General features: G+C 69.4%; 29 protein-coding genes. 7 read left to right on the top strand and 22 right to left on the bottom strand.

Translation table 11 applies throughout. The annotated features are described in order from the left end of the window. The first annotated feature begins 95 nt into the window (after positions 1 to 95). Genes MF610_RS12550 through MF610_RS12530 form a run of 5 tightly spaced genes read left to right on the top strand, consistent with a single transcriptional unit; the run spans position 96 to position 5,342 of the window. Positions 96 to 365, top strand: a complete 270-nt coding sequence (locus MF610_RS12550; protein ID WP_242197094.1) for a flagellar biosynthetic protein FliQ — start codon at positions 96 to 98, stop codon at positions 363 to 365. Continuing rightward, a complete protein-coding gene (locus MF610_RS12545; RefSeq protein WP_242197092.1) occupies positions 362 to 1,114 on the top strand; it encodes a flagellar biosynthetic protein FliR in 753 nt (250 codons plus the stop codon). The genes MF610_RS12550 and MF610_RS12545 overlap by 4 nt, the downstream gene beginning before the upstream one ends. After that, the gene (locus tag MF610_RS12540) at positions 1,114 to 2,178 is read left to right on the top strand and encodes an EscU/YscU/HrcU family type III secretion system export apparatus switch protein (RefSeq protein ID WP_242197089.1); all 1,065 of its coding nucleotides are present in this window, start codon (positions 1,114 to 1,116) and stop codon (positions 2,176 to 2,178) included. The genes MF610_RS12545 and MF610_RS12540 overlap by 1 nt, the downstream gene beginning before the upstream one ends. Then, complete coding sequence (locus MF610_RS12535) at positions 2,175 to 4,217, top strand: flagellar biosynthesis protein FlhA (protein ID WP_242197086.1); 2,043 nt, start codon at positions 2,175 to 2,177, stop codon at positions 4,215 to 4,217. The genes MF610_RS12540 and MF610_RS12535 overlap by 4 nt, the downstream gene beginning before the upstream one ends. Before the next feature lie 3 nt (positions 4,218 to 4,220). Beyond that, positions 4,221 to 5,342, top strand: a complete 1,122-nt coding sequence (locus MF610_RS12530; RefSeq protein ID WP_242197083.1) for a tetratricopeptide repeat protein — start codon at positions 4,221 to 4,223, stop codon at positions 5,340 to 5,342. Between the two features lie 61 nt (positions 5,343 to 5,403). Here MF610_RS12530 and MF610_RS12525 read toward each other — a convergent pair whose 3' ends face one another. The 22 genes from MF610_RS12525 to MF610_RS12420 are packed head-to-tail and all read right to left on the bottom strand — an operon-like array spanning position 5,404 to position 19,567. Further along, complete coding sequence (locus MF610_RS12525) at positions 5,404 to 5,736, bottom strand: hypothetical protein (protein ID WP_242197080.1); 333 nt, start codon at positions 5,734 to 5,736, stop codon at positions 5,404 to 5,406. Positions 5,737 to 5,740: 4 nt separating this feature from the next. Continuing rightward, positions 5,741 to 6,298, bottom strand: a complete 558-nt coding sequence (locus MF610_RS12520) for a tetratricopeptide repeat protein (RefSeq protein WP_242197077.1) — start codon at positions 6,296 to 6,298, stop codon at positions 5,741 to 5,743. Beyond that, complete coding sequence (locus MF610_RS12515) at positions 6,295 to 7,029, bottom strand: sigma-70 family RNA polymerase sigma factor (RefSeq protein WP_242197576.1); 735 nt, start codon at positions 7,027 to 7,029, stop codon at positions 6,295 to 6,297. The genes MF610_RS12520 and MF610_RS12515 overlap by 4 nt, the downstream gene beginning before the upstream one ends. Continuing rightward, positions 7,029 to 7,691 (bottom strand): flagellar type III secretion system pore protein FliP, encoded by a 663-nt coding sequence (fliP, locus tag MF610_RS12510; RefSeq protein ID WP_242197075.1) that lies wholly within the window; start codon positions 7,689 to 7,691, stop codon positions 7,029 to 7,031. Before fliP ends, MF610_RS12515 begins: the two co-directional genes overlap by 1 nt. After that, positions 7,688 to 8,011 (bottom strand): hypothetical protein, encoded by a 324-nt coding sequence (locus MF610_RS12505; RefSeq protein WP_242197072.1) that lies wholly within the window; start codon positions 8,009 to 8,011, stop codon positions 7,688 to 7,690. The genes fliP and MF610_RS12505 overlap by 4 nt, the downstream gene beginning before the upstream one ends. Beyond that, complete coding sequence (locus MF610_RS12500; protein ID WP_242197069.1) at positions 7,999 to 8,253, bottom strand: FliM/FliN family flagellar motor switch protein; 255 nt, start codon at positions 8,251 to 8,253, stop codon at positions 7,999 to 8,001. The genes MF610_RS12505 and MF610_RS12500 overlap by 13 nt, the downstream gene beginning before the upstream one ends. Next, on the bottom strand, positions 8,250 to 8,978 hold the full coding sequence (locus tag MF610_RS12495) for a FliM/FliN family flagellar motor switch protein (RefSeq protein WP_242197066.1): 729 nt from the start codon (positions 8,976 to 8,978) through the stop codon (positions 8,250 to 8,252). Before MF610_RS12495 ends, MF610_RS12500 begins: the two co-directional genes overlap by 4 nt. A 5-nt stretch (positions 8,979 to 8,983) precedes the next feature. Next, positions 8,984 to 10,156, bottom strand: a complete 1,173-nt coding sequence (locus MF610_RS12490; RefSeq protein ID WP_242197063.1) for a flagellar hook-basal body complex protein — start codon at positions 10,154 to 10,156, stop codon at positions 8,984 to 8,986. A 4-nt stretch (positions 10,157 to 10,160) separates the two neighbouring features. Continuing rightward, positions 10,161 to 10,604, bottom strand: a complete 444-nt coding sequence (locus tag MF610_RS12485) for a flagellar hook assembly protein FlgD (protein WP_242197060.1) — start codon at positions 10,602 to 10,604, stop codon at positions 10,161 to 10,163. Further along, entirely contained in the window at positions 10,601 to 11,383 is a 783-nt protein-coding gene (locus MF610_RS12480; RefSeq protein ID WP_242197057.1) for a hypothetical protein, read from the bottom strand. Before MF610_RS12480 ends, MF610_RS12485 begins: the two co-directional genes overlap by 4 nt. Continuing rightward, complete coding sequence (locus MF610_RS12475; RefSeq protein ID WP_242197054.1) at positions 11,380 to 11,826, bottom strand: hypothetical protein; 447 nt, start codon at positions 11,824 to 11,826, stop codon at positions 11,380 to 11,382. The genes MF610_RS12480 and MF610_RS12475 overlap by 4 nt, the downstream gene beginning before the upstream one ends. Further along, a complete protein-coding gene (locus tag MF610_RS12470; RefSeq protein ID WP_242197051.1) occupies positions 11,819 to 13,126 on the bottom strand; it encodes a FliI/YscN family ATPase in 1,308 nt (435 codons plus the stop codon). The genes MF610_RS12475 and MF610_RS12470 overlap by 8 nt, the downstream gene beginning before the upstream one ends. Then, positions 13,123 to 13,716 (bottom strand): hypothetical protein, encoded by a 594-nt coding sequence (locus MF610_RS12465; RefSeq protein ID WP_242197048.1) that lies wholly within the window; start codon positions 13,714 to 13,716, stop codon positions 13,123 to 13,125. The genes MF610_RS12470 and MF610_RS12465 overlap by 4 nt, the downstream gene beginning before the upstream one ends. Then, positions 13,713 to 14,003 carry a hypothetical protein gene (locus tag MF610_RS12460; RefSeq protein ID WP_242197045.1) on the bottom strand — a complete coding sequence of 97 codons (291 nt, stop codon included), beginning with the start codon at positions 14,001 to 14,003 and terminating at the stop codon, positions 13,713 to 13,715. Before MF610_RS12460 ends, MF610_RS12465 begins: the two co-directional genes overlap by 4 nt. Further along, a complete protein-coding gene (gene fliF, locus MF610_RS12455; RefSeq protein ID WP_242197042.1) occupies positions 13,996 to 15,120 on the bottom strand; it encodes a flagellar basal-body MS-ring/collar protein FliF in 1,125 nt (374 codons plus the stop codon). The genes MF610_RS12460 and fliF overlap by 8 nt, the downstream gene beginning before the upstream one ends. A 1-nt stretch (position 15,121) precedes the next feature. Continuing rightward, positions 15,122 to 15,418, bottom strand: coding sequence for a flagellar hook-basal body complex protein FliE (gene fliE, locus MF610_RS12450; RefSeq protein WP_242197039.1), 297 nt, complete (start codon positions 15,416 to 15,418; stop codon positions 15,122 to 15,124). Next, complete coding sequence (locus tag MF610_RS12445) at positions 15,415 to 15,822, bottom strand: flagellar basal body rod protein FlgC (RefSeq protein WP_242197036.1); 408 nt, start codon at positions 15,820 to 15,822, stop codon at positions 15,415 to 15,417. The genes fliE and MF610_RS12445 overlap by 4 nt, the downstream gene beginning before the upstream one ends. Positions 15,823 to 15,824: 2 nt before the next feature. Then, the gene (locus tag MF610_RS12440) at positions 15,825 to 16,160 is read right to left on the bottom strand and encodes a hypothetical protein (RefSeq protein WP_242197033.1); all 336 of its coding nucleotides are present in this window, start codon (positions 16,158 to 16,160) and stop codon (positions 15,825 to 15,827) included. Positions 16,161 to 16,168: 8 nt separating this feature from the next. Beyond that, positions 16,169 to 17,257: a flagellar basal body P-ring protein FlgI gene (flgI, locus tag MF610_RS12435; RefSeq protein ID WP_242197031.1), complete on the bottom strand. Its 1,089-nt coding sequence runs from the start codon at positions 17,255 to 17,257 to the stop codon at positions 16,169 to 16,171. A gap of 20 nt (positions 17,258 to 17,277) precedes the next feature. Further along, positions 17,278 to 18,177 (bottom strand): flagellar basal body L-ring protein FlgH, encoded by a 900-nt coding sequence (locus MF610_RS12430; protein WP_242197028.1) that lies wholly within the window; start codon positions 18,175 to 18,177, stop codon positions 17,278 to 17,280. After that, the gene (locus MF610_RS12425; RefSeq protein WP_242197026.1) at positions 18,174 to 18,938 is read right to left on the bottom strand and encodes a flagellar hook-basal body protein; all 765 of its coding nucleotides are present in this window, start codon (positions 18,936 to 18,938) and stop codon (positions 18,174 to 18,176) included. Before MF610_RS12425 ends, MF610_RS12430 begins: the two co-directional genes overlap by 4 nt. Next, complete coding sequence (locus tag MF610_RS12420) at positions 18,935 to 19,567, bottom strand: flagellar basal body rod C-terminal domain-containing protein (protein WP_242197024.1); 633 nt, start codon at positions 19,565 to 19,567, stop codon at positions 18,935 to 18,937. The genes MF610_RS12425 and MF610_RS12420 overlap by 4 nt, the downstream gene beginning before the upstream one ends. 169 nt (positions 19,568 to 19,736) lie before the next feature. Here MF610_RS12420 and cobT point away from each other — a divergent pair, with 169 nt between their 5' ends. Both cobT and MF610_RS12410 read left to right on the top strand, forming a co-directional pair. Next, on the top strand, positions 19,737 to 21,566 hold the full coding sequence (gene cobT, locus MF610_RS12415; protein ID WP_242197023.1) for a cobaltochelatase subunit CobT: 1,830 nt from the start codon (positions 19,737 to 19,739) through the stop codon (positions 21,564 to 21,566). Next, the gene (locus MF610_RS12410) at positions 21,563 to 21,814 is read left to right on the top strand and encodes a ribbon-helix-helix domain-containing protein (RefSeq protein WP_242197021.1); all 252 of its coding nucleotides are present in this window, start codon (positions 21,563 to 21,565) and stop codon (positions 21,812 to 21,814) included. The genes cobT and MF610_RS12410 overlap by 4 nt, the downstream gene beginning before the upstream one ends. The last annotated feature ends 1 nt before the right edge of the window (position 21,815 follow it).

Below are 21,815 nucleotides of genomic sequence, written 5' to 3'. Positions count from 1 at the left end.
AGCCGACCGCGATTGCGTAGCACAACGGAGGCGATTGCCGCCCACCCCGCCCGTCTGCGCGCTACGAGCCGTTGCGTGGACGAAGGGCGGGGGCCGTGGATTCAGATCGCGCGATCGGGTTGATGAACGACATGCTGTGGACCTGCATCACCGTCGCGGGACCGCTGCTGGCGGCGATGCTGGTCGTGGGACTGGCGATCAGCGTGCTGCAGGTGGCAACGCAGCTACAGGAAGCGACGCTTTCCTACATCCCCAAGCTGCTGGTCGCGACCGCACTGCTGCTGCTGACCGGATCGTGGATGATCGCGCGCATCACCGATTTCGCGCGGTCGATGCTGATCGCGATCCCGTCGCTGGTCCTGTGAACGGCTTCATCGACATGGTGGTCGCCAGCCTGCTGCTCAGCCTGCGCATCGTCCCCCTGCTCGCCTTCGCGCAACCCTTCACCCTGTTCCGCGTGCCGGCGATCCTGCGGGTGATCCTCGGCATCGGCCTCGCCGCATGGCAGGTCGCCGCCAACCCGGCAGCGACGTCGGACAGCGGCTTCTGGGCGCAGGGCCTGCCCTTGGTCGCCGCACGCGAACTGTTCCTCGGCCTGACGCTGGCGCTTGCGCCGCAGCTCGCCTTCGCGATGCTGCTCTGGGCCGGGCGGGCGATCGACGTGCAGGCCGGGTTCGGCATCGCGACGCTGGTCGATCCGGCGACGCGCAGCCAGATGCCGTTGGTCGGCACGTTGTTCGTCTATCTCGCCGGGGCGATCTTCTTCGCCACCGACGGGCCGCAGGATTTGCTGGCGATATGGGCGGCCTCGGTCGCGCAGGTTCCGCTGGGCGCAGGCGGCGGCAGATCGCCGGTCGCCATGCTCGACTATCTGTCGGGCGTTGCATTAATGGCGGTCGGGCTGGCGGGGCTGGTCCTGCTCGTCCTGTTCCTACTCGATCTCGCCGTCGCGCTGCTGTCGCGCACCCTGCCGCAGATGAACGTGCTGGTGCTGGGGTTTCAGGTGAAGGCGATCGCGACGGTCGCCGTCCTCCCGCTCGCGCTGTCGCTGTCGGGCGCGTTGATACTGCACATCCTGCGCCGCACGTTCGACACCATGGCGGATATCGGCTGATGGCCGAGCAACAGGACCAGAATCGCAGCGAGGACGCGACCCCGTTCAAGCTCAGGCGCGCGCGAGAGCGCGGCATGGTGGCGCGCAGCGTCGAACCGGCGTTCCTCGCCGCGATGGTCACCCTCGCCGCCTTTGCCGCCACCGGTGCGGAGGGGATCGCCGCCCGTTTGGCGCTGTGGACCCGCACCACCATCGTCGGCGGGATCGCCGCCGCAGCGGGCGACGAACCCACCGCGATCACCGCGCCCGGCGGTTGGTGGCAATGGTTCGAACCGCTCGCGCTGTTCGGCGGCACGGCGATGGCACTGGTGCTGCTGCTCGAACTGGTTCAACTGCGCGGCCTGCTCTTCTCCAGTCATCCGCTCAAACCCGACTTCTCGCGGCTGAACCCGGCCAAGGGGTTGAAGCGGCTACTGTCGGCAAGGCTGATCAAGGAAGCGGCGAAGAGCGTCGTCAAGCTCGCCGCCTACGGTATCGTGACGCTGCTGGTCGTTACCCGCGCGATCGATCAGCTGGCGCTGGCGACGGGCGATGCCCCCCGCCTGCCCGCGCTGTTGCTGGCGAGCGGGTTGCGGCTGCTGCTGATCTATATCGCGCTGGCGGTCGGGTTCGCGCTGCTCGACCAGCTGCTGGTCCGCAAGGATTTCGCCAAGCAGATGCGGATGAGCCGCCGCGAAGTGACACGCGAGGCGCGCGACCGCGAAGGCGATCCGCGCATCAAGCAGAAGCGCAAGAAGCTCCACACCGACTTCGTCCGCCAGTCGGAGGGGATCGACCGGCTGCCCGGTTCGGACCTGCTGGTGGTGAACCCCGAACATTTCGCGGTCGCACTGCGCTACGATGCCGATGCGATGGATGCGCCCAGCGTGTCGGCAAAAGGGCGCAACCGCTTCGCCCTCGCGCTGCGCGAACGGGCGGTCGCGCTCGACATCCCGATCGTCCGCAATCCCCCGCTTGCCCGCGCGCTGTTCCACGGCGCCACCGCCGGCAGTGAAATCCCGAGCGATCACTATGGCGCGGTCGCCCAGCTCTATATCGACCTCGCCCGCAGGAAGCAGCCATGACCGTGACGACCGCCACCTGGCGCGACACCCTCGCCGACAACAAGGATCTGGCGCTGGTCGGCGCGACGATCGCGATCCTGACGATCCTGTTCGCACCGATCCCGACGGTGCTGCTCGACCTCGCCATCATCCTGAATTTCGGGTTCGCGCTGTCGATCATGCTGCTGACCTTTTACGTCGGCAAGCCGGTGGAGTTTTCGACCTTCCCCTCGCTGCTGCTGGTCGCGACCTTGTATCGCCTGTCGCTCAACGTCGCGGCGACGCGGCTGATCCTGACCGGCGGCGATGCCGGCGACGTCATCGGATCGATCGGCGCGTTCGCGGTGCAGGGCAATTTCGTGGTCGGTCTGGTCGTCTTCGCGATCCTCGTCGTCGTGCAATATGTCGTGGTGACGGCGGGCGCGCAGCGCGTGTCGGAGGTCGCCGCGCGCTTTACGCTCGATTCGATGCCGGGCCAGCAGATGAGCATCGATGCCGACCTGAACATGGGCCTGATCGACCAGAAGGAAGCGATCCGCCGCCGCGAGGGGCTGGAGAAGGAAGCCAATTTCTACGGCGCGATGGATGGCGCATCGAAGTTCGTGAAGGGCGACGCGATCGCCGGCATTATCATCCTGCTGATCAACATCGTTGCCGGCTGGGTCGTCGGCGTGACGCAGATGGGGCTGGGGTGGAGCGAGGCGCTGCACCATTTCACGCTGCTGACGATCGGCGACGGCATCGCGACGCAGCTGCCCGCGCTGATCATCTCGATCGCGACCGGGATCATCGTCACCCGGTCGGCCGCCGACCGGCAATTGTCGCTGGAGATTTTCCGCCAGCTGACGTCCGAACCGCGCATCCCGCTGATCGTCGCCGCCGTCCTGCTGGCGCTGTTGCTGATGCCCGGCATGCCCAAATGGCCGATCCTGCTGATCGCACTGGCCGCGGCCGGGGCGTGGTGGCGGGCGCGGCGGCTGGCCCCCGCGACCGACCCGGACGAGGCGGCGCAGGCGGAGGAGGACAGCGCCGCCCGCGCGACCGGCGCGATGATCGACATCGCCCTGGGGCAGGCACTGGCCGACCGGTGGCGTGCGGACGAAGCGGTGATCCTCGACCGCATCGCCGGACTGCGCCGCGCGCATGAGGGTGAGTTCGGCGTCGCATTCCCCGCGGTCAAGCTGCTTCCCGATCCGGCGATCGGCACCGACGACTATGTCATCCGCCTGTTCGGCGCACGCTATGGCGCCGCCACCGTCCTGCCCGACCAGCTGCTCGCCATCGCTGCACAAGGGGCGAGCCCGGCGATCCAGGGCATCGCCACCACCGATCCCGCCTTCGGCCTGCCGGCATGGTGGATCGCCCCGGAGCAGGAAGAGGCAGCGCGCACCGGCGGCTGTTCGGTGATCGACCCCGTCACCATGCTCGTCACCCATCTGGGCGAGATCGTGCGCGGCGAGATCGGCACGCTGATGACCCGCGCCGCCACGATCGACCTGTTGAACGGCGTCCGTGCGCGGCAACCGGGGCTGGTCGAAGAACTGGTCCCCAACATCCTAGCGGTCCCCGACGTCCAGCGCGTGCTGCAGAACCTGTTGTCCGAAGGAGTGTCGGTCGCGCCGATCGACACGATCGTCGAGCATTTGACCGATCTCGGTCGGGTGCAGAAGGATCCGCAGGAGCTGACCGAACTTATCCGCCAGCGCATGGCGCACGCGATCTGCAACCAGCTGCGCGGGCGCCATCCCGATCTCGCCGTCCTCAGCCTCGACCCCCGCATCGAAAACCAGGTGACTGGCGCGATCGCCGCACAGGGCGGCGGCGGCGCGACGCCGATCGATCCGCGCCTCGCCGAACAGATCGTGCGCAAACTCGCGCCGCTCGCCGATCAGATGTTCCAGCAGGGGCGCAGCCCGGTGTTGCTGTGCGCCGCCGAAACCCGCCGTGCGTTCCGCACGCTGACGCGACGCGCGGTTCCCCGACTGGCGATATTGTCGGTACAGGAGATACCCATGCGCATCACGCTCAAGTCCTTCGACGTCGTTCGTCTGGAAAGTTGATCCATGACCCCCGTTCCCGCAGGCCGTTTCGACCGGCTGACCGCACTGCTGTCGCACGACCCGGCCAATCCGCACCTCCTGTCCGATACCGCCGATGCCGCGCAAGCCGAAGCGCGCTGGGACGCGGTCGACGAACTGCTCGACCGGTTGGCAGCAGTGCAGCCGCTATCGCCGACCCAGCTCCATCTCGCCGGGCTGGCGGCGCTGCAGCGGCAGGACTGGGCGGCGGCGGAACGGCGTTTCGCCGGGCTGATCGACGACGGCATCGCGCCGCCGCCGGTGCGCTTCAACCGCGCATGGGCGCTGGCGATGGCCGGGCGGGCGCAGGAAGCGGTCGACCTGCTCGACGCCGATACGGTCGCGGCGTTGCCACAGGCGGCGCAGCTGCGGGTGCAGATGCTCCACGATATCGGCGCGATGGACGAGGCGATGGCGCAGGGGCAGGACTCGCTGGCGCACTTTCCCGATCATCGCGGGCTGAACGCGGCGGTAGCGATCCTAGCGACCGACATGGACGACCTGCCGCTGGCACGCGCTTGTGCGCAGGCCGCGGGCGACCATCCCGATGCGCTGGTGACGCTCGGTACGCTGGCGCTCGACGATGCCGACCCGGCGACCGCCGCGCGCTGCTTCGCCGATGCGCTGCACTGCAATCCCGACGCGCCGCGCGCGTTGGTCGGCAGCGGCCTTGCCCGCATCGCCGCCGGCGGCGACCTGACCGCGGCGGCAACGGAGATCGATCGCGGTGCCGAACGGTTCGCGACTCATCCCGGCTCGTGGATCGCCGCCGGCTGGACCCATTTCCTGCGCGGCGACCACGCCACCGCCCGCACACGGTTCGATACCGCGCTGGCGCTCGACGACAGTTTTGCGGAGGCGCATGGTGCGCTGGGCGTGCTCGACCTGCTGGCGGGCGATGCGGCGGCAGCGCGGCAACGGCTGACGGTGGCGACCCGGCTCGACCGCGACTGTTTCGCCGCCGCGCTGGGGCATATGCTCGGCGCGACGGCGGTGGGCGATGCGGCGCGGGCGCAGGCGATCCTCGACACCGCGCTGCACGCCCCGATCGACGACGCCGGCCGCACGCTGGCCGACGCAATGGTCCGCGCCGCGTGCCAGCGTTAGAAAGCGAAACCCCGGCAAAACCACGCTGTCGTACCCCGGCCTACGCCGGGGTACGGTGATATCAACCGCCCCAAACATCCTTTAGCGCATCCGCCACCAGCACCCGCCCCTCTTCCGTCGCATCGAGCAACGCCAGCACCCGCTCGCTTACCTGCTGGAACGCCGCATCGTTGGCGACCGCCTCCCCCAGCCGCTCCGCCAGCACCGCCCGCACCAGCATCCGCCGCCGCGCATCGGGATCGAGCGCCGCCAGCGCCGCCATCGCCCGTGTGCGCTGGACGGGCGACAGCGGTCCCGGCACGGCGGCTGCATCGGCACGCACCGCCGACGCACCACGCTGCAACCGCTCGCGCAGCAGCAGCAGGACCGGATCACGCGGCGCGATACGCGGCATCGCGTCAGTGCAGCATCCGCCCGCCGCCCAGCGGATCGAGCAGGAACGAGGTGGCCGACGTCTCGCCCACCGCTACCGGTTCCCCCATCTGCGCCTCGCACTCCGCGATCAGCAGTTGCATGTCGCCGTTCAGCGGTGGCGTTTCAGTATTCGCCGCGATCCCGTCGCGTAGTGTCGCGACCGCGTCGGCGAACCGATCGTGGATCAAATGCGTCAACCCGGTGACGAACCGGTGCAGATAATGCCCCTCCGGCAAGTCGAGCAGCGGCGCCCATGTCGCGATCGCCCGCGCGCCCTCCCCCGATGTCAGCTCGAAAAACCCCAGCTGGAACCGCGCGATCGCGAAGTCGGGAGCGATCGCCACCGCGCGACTGAACGCGGCATGCGCCTCGATCGGGCGGCTGCCGACCAGTAGCGACGCGCGGAGGAAATGCAGCCGGGCATCGTCGGGATATGTCGTCAGCAGATCGTCGATCCGTGCCAGCCCCGCCGCGCTGTCCGCACCGACGATGCGCAGCGTTTCGGCCAGCGTCGCGCCGTCCACCATGGCTGTTCCCGTCATCGAATCGTTCCTATCGCACCGCGCAGTCGCCCGATCGCGCTGGCGTGCAGTTGCGACACCCGCCCGCGGCTGATGCCCAGTATCACGGCGATCTGCGCGAAACGGACGCCATGTTCATAATGTTCGCGGATCACCGAACGCTCCCGTTCGGGCAGGCGCTCGATGGCGCTGCCCAGCAATGCATGCAGTTCGCGCCATGCCAGACTCTCATACGCATTGGGCCGGTGATCGCCGCGATTGGCATCCTCGACCATCCCGGTATCGGCCAGCATCACCCCGATGGCGAGGCCCGCGGCAACATCGGCCAGCCGGTCGACTGGCGCGGCGTCCGGCGCGCGCGGAGCGAGTGAGCGCACCCGTTCGTCCGCGACCCGCCGCCAGGCATGGTGCTGCGCGTCAAGCTCGCCCAGCCGCGCCGCGCCGTTGGAGATGCTGCCGACGATCCGCCGTCGGGCAAAGGCGGGAAACGGGATGCCGCGCAGCGGATCGAACCGCTCCATCGCCAGCAGCAGCCCTTCATAGGCGAATTGCTGCATATCGCCCAGTTCCGCGCCATGCGCCGGTCGCCGCGACAGCTGGCGCGCGGCGATCGCCTTGGCCAGCGACCGGTAGCGCACGAAAATCTGTTCGCGGCATCCGGCCTCCGCCTCGTAGCGCCAGCGCCGCCACAGCGACGCCTCCGCGCGCGGCGCGATCGTCACCAGCGCCAGTCCCCGCCCGATCCGCCGCATCACCGGAAACTGCCGAGCACGCCCTGCAGGATCAGGCTCCAGCCATCGATCAGGACGAACATCAGGATCTTGATCGGCAGCGATATCGTCGCGGGCGGCACCATCATCATGCCCAGCGCCAGCAAGATGCTGGCGACGATCAGGTCGATCAGCAGGAACGGCAGCATTACGACGAAGCCGATGGTGAAGGCGACGCGCAGTTCGTTCAGCATGAACGCGGGCGCCAGCTTCAGCAGTTCGACCTGCTCGGCGCGCGCCGGGACCGGCGTCTTGGCGATGGTATAGATCGCCTCGATATCCGAGTCGCGGGTCTGCGCCAGCATGAAGTCCTTCAGCGGCGCCTGCCCGCGCTCCATCGCCCGCTCGACGGACATGCGCCCGGCGAGCAGTGGCGTCACCGCCTGTTCGTTCAGTCGGTCGAGCGTCGGCGTCATGGTAAAGCCGGTCAGGAACAGCGCCAGCGACACCAGCACGATATTGGGCGGCGTCTCCGGCATGCCGAACGCGTGGCGCACCATCGACAGCACGACGACGATGCGCACGAAACTGGTCATGCTGACCAGTACTGCGGGCACGACCGCCAGCATCGTCAGGACCAGCATGGTACGGATCGCGTCGGTACCCATGCCGGCGCTGCCGATCGCGTCGGTCAGCGGCGTCATGCCCCCGCCTCCGGCACGCTCGACAGGACGCGGTTCGCCTGCGCCCCGCTCAGGATCGCATATTCGCGGCCCTGCACCCGGACGAGCGACAGCTCGGTATATTGGTTCAGCCGGCGGCTCTCCACCACCTCGATCCGCGCCTCCCGGCCGACGACCGACAGCCGCCAGCCGCCGCGCCGCCGCAACCACAGCGCCATCAGCAAAGCGACCATCGCGCACAGCACCAGCGCCGCGCCGATCCGCAGCCACGGGACCTCGACCCCCGTGCTGCCGCCCAGCCGCGCCGGTGCCGCGGCGGCGACCGCGATCAGTCCGCCCATGGCGCGATCTCGGTCAGCCGCACGCCGAATTTACCGTCGACCGCCACCAACTCGCCCCTCGCGATCTCGCGATCGTTCAGCCGCAGCGCGACCGGCCGGTTGAGCGCGGCGTCGAGCGGCAGCGTGGCGCCGGGCGTCAACCGGGTCAGCTCGCCCACCGTCATGCGGGCATGGCCGACGATCGCCTCGACCTCGACCGCCACTGTGTCGATCAGCCGCGGGTCTATCACACTATCGCTCATGCCGCCTTCCCCAACCGGCTGGTATCGATCTGGAGCGTCCATCGCTCGGGCTCGCGCACGACGCGCGCGGCGGCGATGCCGGTTGCGGCATCGTCGATCACCACCGGCAGCGCGGCATCGATTGCCGCGTCGAACAGCAGGACGTTGCCGACCTCCATCCCGCGCATCTCGGCCAGTTGCAGCGTACAGCGCCCCAGCCGTACCGACACCCGCACCGGCCGCGCCGCCACCGCCTGTCCCAACCGCGTCAGCGGCGTGCCCGCCGGGGGTGCTGGCAACCGCGCCAGACTGGCCGCCACAAAGCAACGCTCGCCCAAAACCATCGTCACCGACAACCGCCCAGCGATATCGGCGAACCGCTGACGATAGGCCGGTTGCCACGACAAGCGATCGACTGCCGCGAACGCACCGGACAGCGCCAGCGCCGCTCCCACCCGCCGGTGCAGATCGTCGCGCACCGCGTTACCGACCCGGTCGAGCAACCGCTGGTCGGCGTCGGTCCGCGCCACGCCGCTACGCAGACCGAGCGCGACACCGCCCAACGCCTCGCCGCCCAGCCCGATCGCCACGTCCTCGCCCAAAGCATACAACCCGCCGGCATCGTCCCCCGCCCGCGGCTCGACCGCGAACCCGAACCACGCCTGTGCCCAGTCGGCCAGCACCTGCGCCACATCGCAGTCGAGCGCAGGCGACACCGTCCCCGGCGGCAACCATCGGCACACCATGTCGCTCATCCCTGCCCCCGCATGCCGAACAGCTGCTGGATCATGTCGTTCGACACGCTGACGATCTGCGACGACGCCTGGAACCCGCGCTGGATCAGGATCAGGTCGCCGAACTCGCGCGACAGGTCGACGTTCGACGCCTCCAGCCGCTGCGCCACCACCTTCCCGACGCGCGGATCGGCGCTGTCGGAAAAGGCCACGCCCTGCCCGCCGGCATGGTCGAACAGCCCGCCGCTACGCTGCACCAGCGACTGCGGATCGCGGACATCGCCCAGCGCTACCGCGCCCAGCACCGTCTTCTGCTCGTTCGAATAGGCCAGCTCCACCTTGCCATCGGCGTTCACCGCCACCGTGGTCAGCGTCCCCGCCCCCTGTCCGTCGACCGATGCCGCGCGCAGCGTCGACACGTCGCCCGACGAAAACGCCGTCACCCCCTTCGAAAAATCGAACGCGACGGTGGCGCCGTTATCGGTGAATTCCAGCTTCGTTGTCGTCGGATCGACCGTGCCGCCGGCGGTGAACTTCAGCGCACCGGTTCCGATCGTGCGCCCCTTGTCGTCGCCGACCGTCACCTTCCACGCATTGGTGCCGTCCTTCTCGAACGTCGCGGTCCACACATGCCGCATGCCGCTGACGTCATAGACGCCGATATCGGCCACGCTGACCGGCTTGGTCGCGGTGGTCGACAGATTGTCGGCGAAGATAACGCTGGTGGTCGGCTTGGGCGCGCTGGTCCGGGCGGCATCGATCGACAGTGCCACCGGACGCCCCGCGGCATCCAGCGTAGCGAGCCTGAGCGTCGTCCCCGCCAGCACGATATGCCCGTCCTGCGCCACTTCGAAGCTGCCGGTCCGCGCGAACACCGTCTTGTCGCCGTCGAGCAGCACGAGGAACCCGGTGCCGTCGACCGCGAGGTCGAGCCCGCGATCGCTCTGGCGCAACTCGCCCTGCTTCAGGTCGAGCATCCCCTCGCCCACCCCGACGCCATGTCCCGCCGGACGGCCATGATCGGCATGGGCCAGCCCGCCGCTGTACGACGATCCGAAATAGTCGCGAAACGACACCGTCGTGCCCTTGAACCCGGCGGTGTTCAGGTTGGTCACGTTGTTGCTGACCTGTTTCAGCCCCGCCGCATGCGCGCTGAGGCCGCTCAAGCCGATATAGATGGCACCGAACATCGCGTTATTTCTCCCTGATCTGTGTGATGGTGCCGATGGCGACGCCGCCGATCGTCTGCCCCTTGTCGGTTTCGATGGTGGCGGTCGGCGTGCCACCTGCGAAGGACACGCCGACCACCGTGCCGGTCAGCGTCGCGGCCCCCGCCGGCACGTCGACCCGCTTGCCCAGCAACCCGGTCGCCTGCACCGTGACGGTCGATGCCAGGATCGCCTGCAACCGGTCGCTCATCGCCTGCCCCTGCTGGACCTGCGAGAATTGGGCGAGCTGCGAGACGAACTGGAAATTGTCCATCGGCTTCAATGGGTCCTGATAGGTCAGCTGGGTCAGGATGATCTTGAGCAAGGAATCGAAGCCGAGGCCAAATGCGCTGTTCGCCTCGCTGCCCGACGCCGCCGTGCGGGTGTCAGGCGCCGTCGCCGGGGTGACCGGTTGGGTTTGCAACATCATCGGAACTCCACGGATCGGGACGGCGCGGGCGCCGCGAGCAGGGTGACGGCACGCGGATGATAGCCGTGGCGCAGCAACAGCGCGGCGATCGCATCGCGCATCCGGTGCCGCTCGGCATCGGGCAGCGCACCGACCGATGCGGCAACCGCCAACCCGTCCGCCAGCGCGGCGACCGCGACCTGCGGTGCGGCCTGGGCAGCATGGGTGCGCGCGCGTGGACGGACGACGGTGGGCAGGGCGACTTCACGCTCCGTGACCCGCCGCGCCGGTGGCATCGTCGCTATCGGTATGGTGGCGGGTGGCGGCTGGTCGATAACCGCGTGACCGTTCGACACCGACGGCACCGGAGACTCCGCAACGGTCGATCGGAGCAACCCGTGTGCCTGCGTCGGCAAGGCGGTTTCGGTCGCTCGCGGTAGATCGCCCTTAGCCGCAACCTCGCCGATGCCCGCCAGCGCCGGACGCATCGCAGCCATTCCTCGATCGCCTCTCGGCTCGACAGCGGTCGCATCCAGCACCCCGCGCGCATCGAACCGGTCGGCATGGTCGACGACCTCGGCACCTAGCGGTTTGGGCTCTATGGGATCGGGAAACGGCACCGTCGCTGGCAGCGGAAACGGCACCGCGACCTCCGGGTCTAGTGCGTCCGGCGTTTCAGCCGCCACCGGCATCCCCTGCGCCAGCAACGTCGCGAAGCCCGGTCCGACCGGCGTACGCACCTCGACGCCAACAGTCGGCGGCACGACGAGCGGCAGCTGCGGCAACGAAGCGTCGATCATACCCGGCTCCAGTGCTGCGTGACGGTATCGGCATGCTCGGCCAGCCGCCGTTCCTCGCGCCGGCGCCGATCGGCACGGTGCAGCTTCGCGACGATCCGCCCGCTCTGTTCGACCGCCGCATCGGCGCGACACAGTCCCTGCCGCGCCTGCGTCAGTGCCGCATCCGCACCGACGCTCAGTTCTTTGGCATTGATCTGTCCGCGATCGGCATCGATCAGCAGCACGGCGTGGCGACGTTCCGCATCGGGATCGAACCGCATGTCGCGCGTCTGCGCGCTCCACGCTACGAATGCCGCCTCCGCCAGCCCCGTCGCCGCCGTCAACGCCGCATCGGCGCTCGCCGACTGCTGCACCGCGCCGTACAGCGCCGTCGCCGCCCCCGCGCGCTCGGCCGAGCGGATCGCCGCCACCCGCCGCATGGCCTGCAACCGTCGGTCAGCCATGGGCGGTCGCCCGGACCAATCCGGCCACGCTGTCGCGCAAGCCGATCCGTTCGTCCTGCCGCTGTTGCAGGAAGCCCAGCAGCGCCGGCCGCATCTTGATCGCCGCATCGATCTCGGCACTGGCGCCCGCCTGATACATGCCGCTTTCGATCAGGATGCGCGCTTCGTCATAGACGCCAAGCATCGCGACGGCACGCCGCGCGGCGGCGGCATGGGGACCGTCCATCAACCGCGCCGCCTGTCGGCTGATGCTGCGTGACAGGTCGATCGCCGGGAACTGCCCGCGCTCGGCCAGCGTGCGCGACAACAGGATATGGCCGTCGAGCATCGACTTCATCACCTCCGCCACCGGGTCGTCGATCTCGTCGCTTTCGGCGAGCACCGTCATCACCGCGGTGATCGCCCCGCCGCCCGCCGCCGCGCCGCACCGCTCGACCGTCCGGGGCAGCGCGGAAAAGACATTGGGCGTATACGCGCGCACCGTCGGCGGCTGGCCCGCCGCCAGCCCGACCTCGCGCAGCGCCATTGCCAGCCGCGTGACCGAATCAATCGTCAGCAGCACCTGCTCGCCTTGGTCGCGCCAATGTTCGGCCAGCGCCAGCGCGACCCCGCTCGCCCGCGCGCGCAGCGCCGCGCTCTGGTCCGACGTGGCGGCTACCAGCGTGAAGCGCGTCGCATCGCGCCGCTGCGACAGCGTGCGCCAGATCGCTTCGACCTCGCGGCCCCGCTCGCCGACCAGGCACAGCACGCAGCGATCGGCGCGGGTCTGGGTGACGATCTGTTCGATCAGGCTGGTCTTGCCGACCCCGGCGGCGGCGAACACGCCGATGCGTTGCCCGACGCCCAACGTCAGCAGCCCGTCGATCGCGCGGATGCCGGTTTCGACCACGCGCGGCGGCGCGGCGCGGTCGAGCGGCGACAGGACGGTGCCATGGATCGACCGCACCTCCTTCGCCAGGATCGCCGGTCCGCCATCGATCGGTTGACCCAGCGCATCGATCGCCCGCCCGGCAAAGCCGTCGCCGACCGCGGTGCGTCCGCCCTGCTCCGATCGCCACGCCCGCGCGCCGGGTCGCAGGCCGCTATCGCCCGACAGCGGCATCAGCACGACCTCACTACCGTCGACCGCGACCACCTCGGCGGGCACGCGCCCGCCCCCCTCGGTCTCGATCGCGCACAGGTCGCCCGGCGTGCAGTCCGGCCCTTCGGCGACGCACCGTCCCTGCCCCACCCGGCGCAACCGGCCGTGCGGACGGGCGAGCGGCACCGCGGCCAGTCGCGTGAGAAACGAATGGCTCATACCCCCGCCGCCATCGCGTCGAGCGTGACGGCGAGCGCTGCCCATTCGTCGGCAAGGTCAAGCGACAATTGCTCCGATCGCAACTCGATGCGGCATTGTCCGCTGGCGAGGTCGGGGTCATGCCGGAGGGCGACGTCCAGATCGGTCAAGCCATCCACTGCGCTGACGGCGATCGCAACGACCGCCTCCCGCCGAAACTCGCCCAGCCGCCGCGCCAGCATCGCCTCGACGAGCGCCGCACGATCCTGATCCGCTGCGAACAGCCGGTCGAGCACCACCCGCGCCAATGCCGGCGCCAACCGGTCGAGCGCTTCCAGCCGCGTATCGAACGCCGCTTTCGCGCCCGCCAATGCCCGTTCCAGCAGTGCGGTCCGTGCGGCATCGTCGCGCTGCATCGCCTCGCATGCCTTGCGGGCGGCGTCCTCGGACGCGCGCGCGACGCGGGTCTCGGCGGCGGCGGCGAGGCTGGCGATCTCGGCCCGCAGCGTCTCGATCAGCACATCGCGCGGATCGACGACCGGCGCGGGCGCCACCGGATGGACCACCGGCAACGCCGCGATCCCCGTCGCCGATCGGAGCAGCGCGCTCATCGCCGCCACAACCGGTCGAGCAGCGTCGGGCGATGCGACGTCGCTGCGACCATCGGCACCTCGGCCATCGCCGCGGCCAGCGCCGTCCGGGCCAGTCCGGTGAGCCCGTCGCCCCCCGCCGCCAAGCCTGCGATGTCGGCGGAATAGCTGTCGCCAACCACCGGCCGCAGCGCCGCCTCGAACCTCCGCCGCTCGTCGAACGACAGCCGGGCAAGGATCGCCCGACGATCGGCATCGCCCAGCGCGCGGAACTCGGCGACCAGCTGCCCCATCGTATCGTCAGCCATGCGGGTCGCCCCCGTCCATCGCGTGCCGCAGCCGCAGCGCGAACGCATCCTGCGCGCCATCGTCCAGCGTCGGCCGCCGCCGCCGCCGCACGACCGCGATCAGCGCAACTCCCGCCAGCGCGAGCAACGCCACGACCCACGGCCACAGCGCCGGTGCCGCGACCCGCTCGATATCCGTCACAGGATCGGATGCAGCCGGCGCGAACGCCGGTGCAGGTAGCGCGACCGGTGCGGCCTGCCCCGTAACGAAGCGCAACTGGTCGCCTTTTGCCGGATCGATTGCCAGCGCGGCGGCAACGCGCCGTTGCTCCTCCGCGCCCGGCACCTGCTGCGTCACGACCTGCACCTCCAGCGGAAAGCTGCGCTCGCCGCCGTCCCATGCCACCGGCCCGTCTTCCGCGATCCGCACCGTGACGCGCGCGCCCGGCAGCACCGGGGCGATGGCTGCATCCGCCCGCGCCGCGAACAGGGTGCGGATCGCTTCCCGTTCGTCGGGCGCCGGATTGTCGCCGACGGCACCGTTACTGCTGATCTGCCGCCCCGCCCCGTCCAGCACGACGACACGCGCTTCGGGCAGGTCGATCGCCGCGGCGGCGACCAGTCGCTGGATCCCCTCGACCCGCGCCGGATCGAGCGCCACGCCGCGCTTCATCTCGATCGCGACCGCCGCACTCGCCTCCGCCCGCTCGCCGCGGAACAGCGACTTTTCGGGCAGCGCCAGGTGCACCCGCGCGTTTTCGACCCCGTCCATCGCCAGCAGCGTTCGGGTCAGTTCCCCCTGCAACGCGCGCTGGTAATTGATCTTCTGGGCAAAATTGGTCAGCCCCATGTCCGATTCATTGAACAGTTCGAACCCGACCAGTCCCCGAGCGGCAACGTCGCTCCCCGCCAACGCCACGCGCGTGTCGTCGGCCCGGTCGGTGGGGACCAGGATCGTGCCGCCGCCCCCGTCCAACCGATAGGGCGTGCCGCGCTTGTCAAGTTCGGCGACCACCGCCGCCGCATCCGCCGGGCGCAGCCCTTGCGCGAACACGACATAATCGGGCCGCGACCACCACCAGTAACCGACGCCCAGCGTCAGCAGGATTGGAACCAGGATCAGGATCACCCGCCGCATGTCAGAGCTGCATCGACATCAGTTCGCGATACCCGTCGAGCAGCCGGGTCCGCACCTGCATCGCCAGTTCGACGGCAAGCCGCGCTTCCTCCAGCGCCATCGTCACCTGATGCACCGGGATCGAATCGTCGACCGCGAAGCGCCGGGCGAGCGTATCGGCATGCGCCAGCTTCGCATCGACCTGTTGCAGCCCTTGCAGCAGCAGCGCACCGAACCCGCCGCCGGGAACGGCCTGCACCGGCGGCGCGATCGGCGGCAACGCCGCGCCCAACGCCGCGATCGCCTCGATCCCGCTCATGCCGATTTGCCCAGTTCGAGCGCACGCGCATACATCTGGTGCGCGACCGATAGGGCGGTCAGATTGGCTTCATAGGTCCGCGCCGTGCGGATCAGCAGCGTCATCTCCCCGGCATGATCGACCGCGGGATAGCTGACGAAGCCATCGGCATCGGCATGCGGATGGCCGGGTTCATGCACCCGCCGCGTCTCCACCGACGCGGCCATGCCGCGCACCGCGACGCCCGCGGGCCGGTCGAGCATCGCCGCGAACGGCTGCACCGGCCCCGACACCAGCCGCATCGCGCGATAGCCGGGCGTACCCGGCGCCCCACTGCTGTTCATGTTGGCGAGGTTGAGCGCGATCGTCTGCAATCGCTGCCATTCGACGTCCAGCCCGGTCCGGCTGATCTGGGCCGCGTCCATGCTCAGCGCCCTCCGCTGACGACCGCGCGGTCGATCGCCATGCATCGTCCGGCGACCTCGACCAGCGCCGAATAGCGCAGCGCCGTCTCGCTCGCGGTCGCGAGTTCGAGGTCGAGGCGCTGTTCGCCGATCGCCGCGCCCTGCGTCGTTTCCGCTCTCACCCCGGCCAGCGCCGCCGCCCCGGCCTGTGCCGCCGCGCGCAGCCGTTCCTCGAACCGCACCGTCAGCGGCCGGAACGACGGCGTGCCGCCATTGGCGATGTTGTAGGCGGTGGCGACCTGCCGCTGGTGCAGCCCGTCCAGCGCCCTGGCCAGGGTCAATGCGGTGATGGCGTCCATGATCGGCCCTATTGAACGAGGATGTCGGCATGCAGCGCGCCCGCCGCGCGGATCGCCTGCAGGATGCTGATGATGCGGCGGGTATCGACGCGTGCCTGGTGCAGCGCCTGCACGAGGTCGGCGACCGAGGTATTGGGAAAGCGGAAGGCCGCGTCGCTCGCCCCTTCGCGGACGCTGAGCGCGGTGTTGGTCACGATCAGGCTGCGTGCATCGCCAGCGAACCCGTTCAGGAAGCCCGGCTGCGACGCAATATTCTCGGCGACGACCGACACCTTGATATCGCCCTGCGCGATCGCGACGCTGGAAATCATCACGTCGCTGCCCGCGACCACCGTGCCGGTGCGTTCGTTGATGACGATCCGGGCGTTGCCGTCGGGCTCGACGCGCAGATTTTCGATTCCGGCGATGAACCCCACGACCTCCGCCGGGCCGCCGCCATAGCGGATGCGGACCTCGTCGGCATTGACCGCGCGCGCCGCGCCCTGGCCGATCTGCGCCGAGATGCGTGCGGCGACGCGCTCGGCGGTCGAAAAGCTCGGGCTGGCGAGCAGGAACGACACTTCGCCCTGTGTGCTGGCGACGTTCGATTCGACCGCCCGCTCGATCGTCGCCCCGCCGGGCAGCACCGCGCTGGTTGGATAGTTGCGCTGTTCGCGGTTCAGGTCGCTGTCGAACCGGTGACCACCCGCCAACAACGCCCCCTGTGCCAGCGCATAGGGCTGCTGGTCCGGCCCCAGCAGCGGCGTCATGATCAGCGTGCCCCCGGCCAGGCTGCGCGCATCGCCGATCGACGATACGGTCACGTCGATATGATCCCCGACATTGGCCGAGGGCGGCAGCACCGCCGTAACCATTACCACCGCGACGTTACGGCTGCTGATCTGGTCGTCGGCGACGTTGGTACCGAGCCGCGTCAGCACGTTGCGCAACGCCTGCCGCGTTACGCCGCTGCGCCGCGTATCGCCCGATCCGGCCAGCCCGGTGACGAGGCCGTAGCCCACCAGCGCATTGTCGCGCCATCCGCCGAAGCGCCCCAGCCCCTTGATCGGCACCTGCTGCGCCTCGGCCGCCATCGGCGACGCACAGGAAAGCGCCAAGCAGAGAAGAATGCTCCGCATCATCCGAGCCCCAACAGGCCGAACAACCGGTCAATCAAGCCGGGACCGCTACCCCGCGTGACAAAACCCTTGCCGTCATAATCGATCTCGGCACCGGCGATCCGGCTGGACAACACGCTGTTGTCGCTGGAAATGTCCGCCGGGCGCACCCGCCCGCGCACCGCAATGTCGGTGCGTTCGCCGTTCACCCGCACCTGCTGCCGCCCCAGCACCAGCAGGTCGCCATTGGGCAGGATGTCGTCGATGGTGACGCTCAGCTGGGTCAGCAACCTTTCCGACCGCCGCACCTCGCCGCGGCCCGAAAAGCCCCCGCCGAAGCTGATCCGCGCATCCTCGTCCACACCGCCGACCCGGATGCCGCCGCCGGTATCGGTCGCCCGCCGCCGCGCGCGCTGGGTCACGTTCGACGATTCGGCAACCTGATGGACGACGATGGTCAGCACGTCGCCGCGCGCACTGGCGCGACGATCGGCGGCGAGCGCCGACCAGTTGCCGTCGCGAAACAGGTCCTGCGTCAGCGCCAGCGTGGCGACGAACACCCGCCCGTCGCCATCACGCACGAACAGCGGTCGGCCCGACCGGCCACCCTGCAGCACCGTCACCCGCCGTTCGATCACCGCCGGCCCGATGTGCGAGCGCAGGAATAACGCATCGCCCGGCGCCACCGCCGGCCGCGGATCGATCCAGAGCGTGCCGAGAGACGTTCCCGCCGCGATCGGCTCGGCAGCATGAACCAACCCTGATCGCCGGTCGTAGCGGAGTGCGGGCGGTCGCCTCGCCTCGCACGCGGCGGCATGCAGATCGTCCGCGTGGATCGCATCCCCGATGGCCAGCGCGTGCATAGGCGCGACACAGGGTGTGCCGGACGCACCCAGCAACAGGCCGAACACGACGCTCATCGCCGCAACCCGTTGGCGATACCCATCAACTGGTCGGCGGCCTGCACGATCTGCGCATTGGCGGCATAGGCGCGCTGGACCAGCATCAGCTGCACCATCTCGTCGGTCAGTTGGACGTTCGACCGCTCGACCGCGCCCTGCACGAACAGCCCGACGCCGTCCTCCCCCGGATCGGCGGCGACGGTACGCAGGTCGTCGGCCATGCGATAGACCCCGCCGTCCAGCCGCACCAACGCCGCCGCATCGTCGCAGCGGACCAGTTCGATCCGGCCCAGTTCGACCGGCTCGGTCCCGTCGGGCAATGTCGCGCGCACCGTGCCGTCGCGCGCAATCTCCAGCGCGCTCGCATCGGCGGGAATGGTCATCGCGGCACGGAGCGGCAGGCCGCCGTCGGTGGCCAACAGTCCGTCGGCATCGACCTTCAACCCGCCGCCGCGCCACAACAACGTCTGCCCACCCGGCCCTATCAGTTCGATGAATCCGGCGCCTTCGATCGCGATATCCATCGGCCGTCCGGTCCGCTGCAATTCGCCCTGCTGATCGATCACCAGCTGCGTATCGAAGCGGACACCCGCATCCGACGGCACGGCGGCGGTCGCCGACGCGCTCTCGGTCGCCCCCTGCGTCGCCAGGTCGGAAAACCGCACCCGCGCCCGCTTGAACCCCGACGTGTTCACATTGGCGATGTTGTTCGCCAGCGCTTCCAACGCCTGTTGCTGGGTGCGCATCGCCAGCGCGGCGATGCTGAACGCGTCGCTCATCGCCCGGCCTGCCCCAGCACGGTCAGTGCCCGGCCCATCAGTTCGTCATAGACCTGGACCAGCCGTGCGCCGCCCTCCGCCTCGCGCATCGCGGTCATCATCGACAGCATCTCGTCGCCCAGCGTCACGTTGGACGCTTCGACCATTGCCTGTCGCAGCGACGGTTCGCTGCCGTCGGTCGCCCGCACCGCGATGCGCGCCACCGGCCGCTGTCCGTCCAATATCGTGCCGTCGGGCAGGATCGTCACATCGTCGCGCGCCAGCACGACGTCGCCGCCGCCGGCATCCTGCACGATCCGCCCGCGCCCATCGGCCAGTCGCCCGTCGTCCACCCGGTGGAACTGCCCGACCCGCGATTGCACCAGTTGCTCGCCGTCGCGCAGCTCGAACGCGCCCGCGCCCTCGATCGCGACGTCCAGCGATGCGCCGGTCGCCTGCAACTTGCCCTGCGTCGCGTCTTGATAGGAACCGGCCGTCGCCTCGGCATCCAGCGCCGCCTGCAGCGTGCGATACGCGACGCTGCGCTTGTATCCCGGCGTCGACACGTTGCCGACATTTTCGGAAACCTGCCCCAATCGCGCCGACGACAGCCGCAAAATGGACATGGCCGATTCCAGCAGCCCGCTCATGACGCCCCCCTTTCGATCCCCAAGCGCGTTAGAGACGTCGGCGGACGGCGGTTCAACGAAGGCCCGGTCGGGTTTGGAATCAGTTCCCCACGATCGTATCCGTTTCGGATCGGTGCGTGCTTGCACCGCCCCCTTGCCTCCCCCGCCACCAATCCCCAAAGCATGCGGCATGGCACAGGAATCCCCGCTCGACCGGTTTCGTGACGTCTTGCGCGGCACCTCGCGCGCGATCGCCGAGGAGCCGGAGGTGGAGCTGGCGTTCACCGCCGACGCCCCCGTCGCATCGGGCAAGCATATCAAGGTGCCGATGCCCGCCCGCGCGCTGCCCGCCGATCAGGTGGCCGAAGCGCGCGGCCTCGCCGACGGCTTCGCGCTGCGGATGCGGCATCATGACGGCGCGCTGCATGCTCGCACCGCGCCCGGCGAAGCGGTGGCGCGCGCGGTGTTCGATGCGGTCGAACAGGCGCGGGTCGATGCGGTCGGATCGGCCGGGTATGACGGGATCGCCGACAATCTCGACCATGCGCTGGCGCTGCGCATGCGCTCCGACCCGATCACGCGGGCACGCACCCGCGCCGAGGTGCCGCTGTCGACCGCCGTCCAGCTGATGGTGCGCGAACGGCTGACCGGACGATTGCCGCCGGCAGCCGCGGCGCCGGCGATGGCGCTGGTGTCCGACTGGATCGAGGAGCGTGCGGGCGCGCAGCTCGACACGCTGGCCGCGCTGGTCGACGATCAGGCGGCGTTCGGTCGCGGTATCGCCCGCATCCTGCAGGACCTCGAACTGGTCGAAGGCGAGGTCGAACCCGAACAGGCCGATGACGGCGGCGACGAGTCGCAAGGCGAGGACGAACAGACCCCGCAGGACGACGGCGAGGACGAAGGCGAACAGCAGGGCGGCGAGGGGCAGGTCGAAGCCCGCGGCGAGGATCGCAGCGACGACCAGTCTGACGGGCAGAGCGACGACCTGTCCGAAGACAACGACGCCGAAGGCGACGACATGGCCGATGGTGAGGACGAGGGCGGCATGATGCCGGTCCGCCCCAATCGCCCTTTCGCCGATCTGAACGCGCAGTTCGAATATCGCGCCTTCACCACCAAGTTCGACGAGGTGATCGCCGCGACCGAGCTATGCGATGCCGACGAACTCGAACGGCTGCGCGCCTATCTCGACCAGCAACTGGTCCAGTTGCAGGGGGTGGTAACCAAGCTCGCCAACCGGTTGCAGCGGCGGCTGATGGCGCAACAGTCGCGGTCCTGGGATTTCGATCAGGAAGAGGGGATGCTCGACGCCGCGCGGCTGGCGCGGGTCGTCATCAATCCGGCGCAGTCGCTCAGCTACAAGATCGAGCGCGATACCGAGTTTCGCGATACCGTCGTCACGTTGCTGATCGACAATTCGGGATCGATGCGCGGCCGCCCGATCGGCATCGCCGCGATCAGCGCCGACATCCTTGCCCGTACGCTGGAGCGGGTCGGGGTGAAGGTCGAGATCCTCGGCTTCACGACCCGCGCGTGGAAGGGCGGGCAGAGCCGCGAATCCTGGCTCGCTGCCGGTCGCCCGCCCCAGCCCGGCCGGCTCAACGACATCCGCCACATCGTCTACAAACAGGCCGACGAGCCGTGGCGCCGTGCAAAGAAGTCGCTCGGGCTGATGATGCGCGAGGGGTTGCTGAAGGAGAATATCGACGGCGAAGCGCTGCTATGGGCGCACGGCCGGCTGATCGCGCGCCCTGAGGATCGCAAGGTGCTGATGGTCATCTCCGACGGCGCGCCGGTCGACGATTCGACGCTGTCGGTCAATTCGGGCAGCTATCTGGAACGGCACCTGCGACAGGTGATCGCGTGGATCGAGGGCAAGTCGCCGGTCGAACTGGTCGCGATCGGTATCGGCCACGACGTGACCCGCTGGTACGGTCGCGCGGTGACGATCATGGACGCCGAGCAGCTAGCGGGTACGATGATCGAGCAGCTGGCGTCGCTGTTCGACAGCGAATGAAGCCGGCCGCCCCGCCCGGCGGCTTTCGCGGGCCGGTGAAGCGGTCGATCACGATTGCGGGGCATGCGACGTCGATCAGCCTCGAGCCGGGCTTCTGGGCGGCACTGGAGGATGCAGCGGTGCGGCGGTCGCTGCCGCTGTCGGCGCTGGTCGCAGCGATCGACGCGGTTCGGATCGAGGGGGACGATCCGCCGAACCTTGCGAGCGCGATCCGGTCTTGGTTGCTTAGCGAGGTTGGCGCTCGGTAAG

Source organism: Sphingomonas hankookensis (assembly GCF_022664465.1).
Taxonomy (GTDB): domain Bacteria; phylum Pseudomonadota; class Alphaproteobacteria; order Sphingomonadales; family Sphingomonadaceae; genus Sphingomonas; species Sphingomonas hankookensis.
Note: the sequence above shows the minus strand (reverse complement) of the source record. Positions and strands in the feature narration are given on the sequence as shown.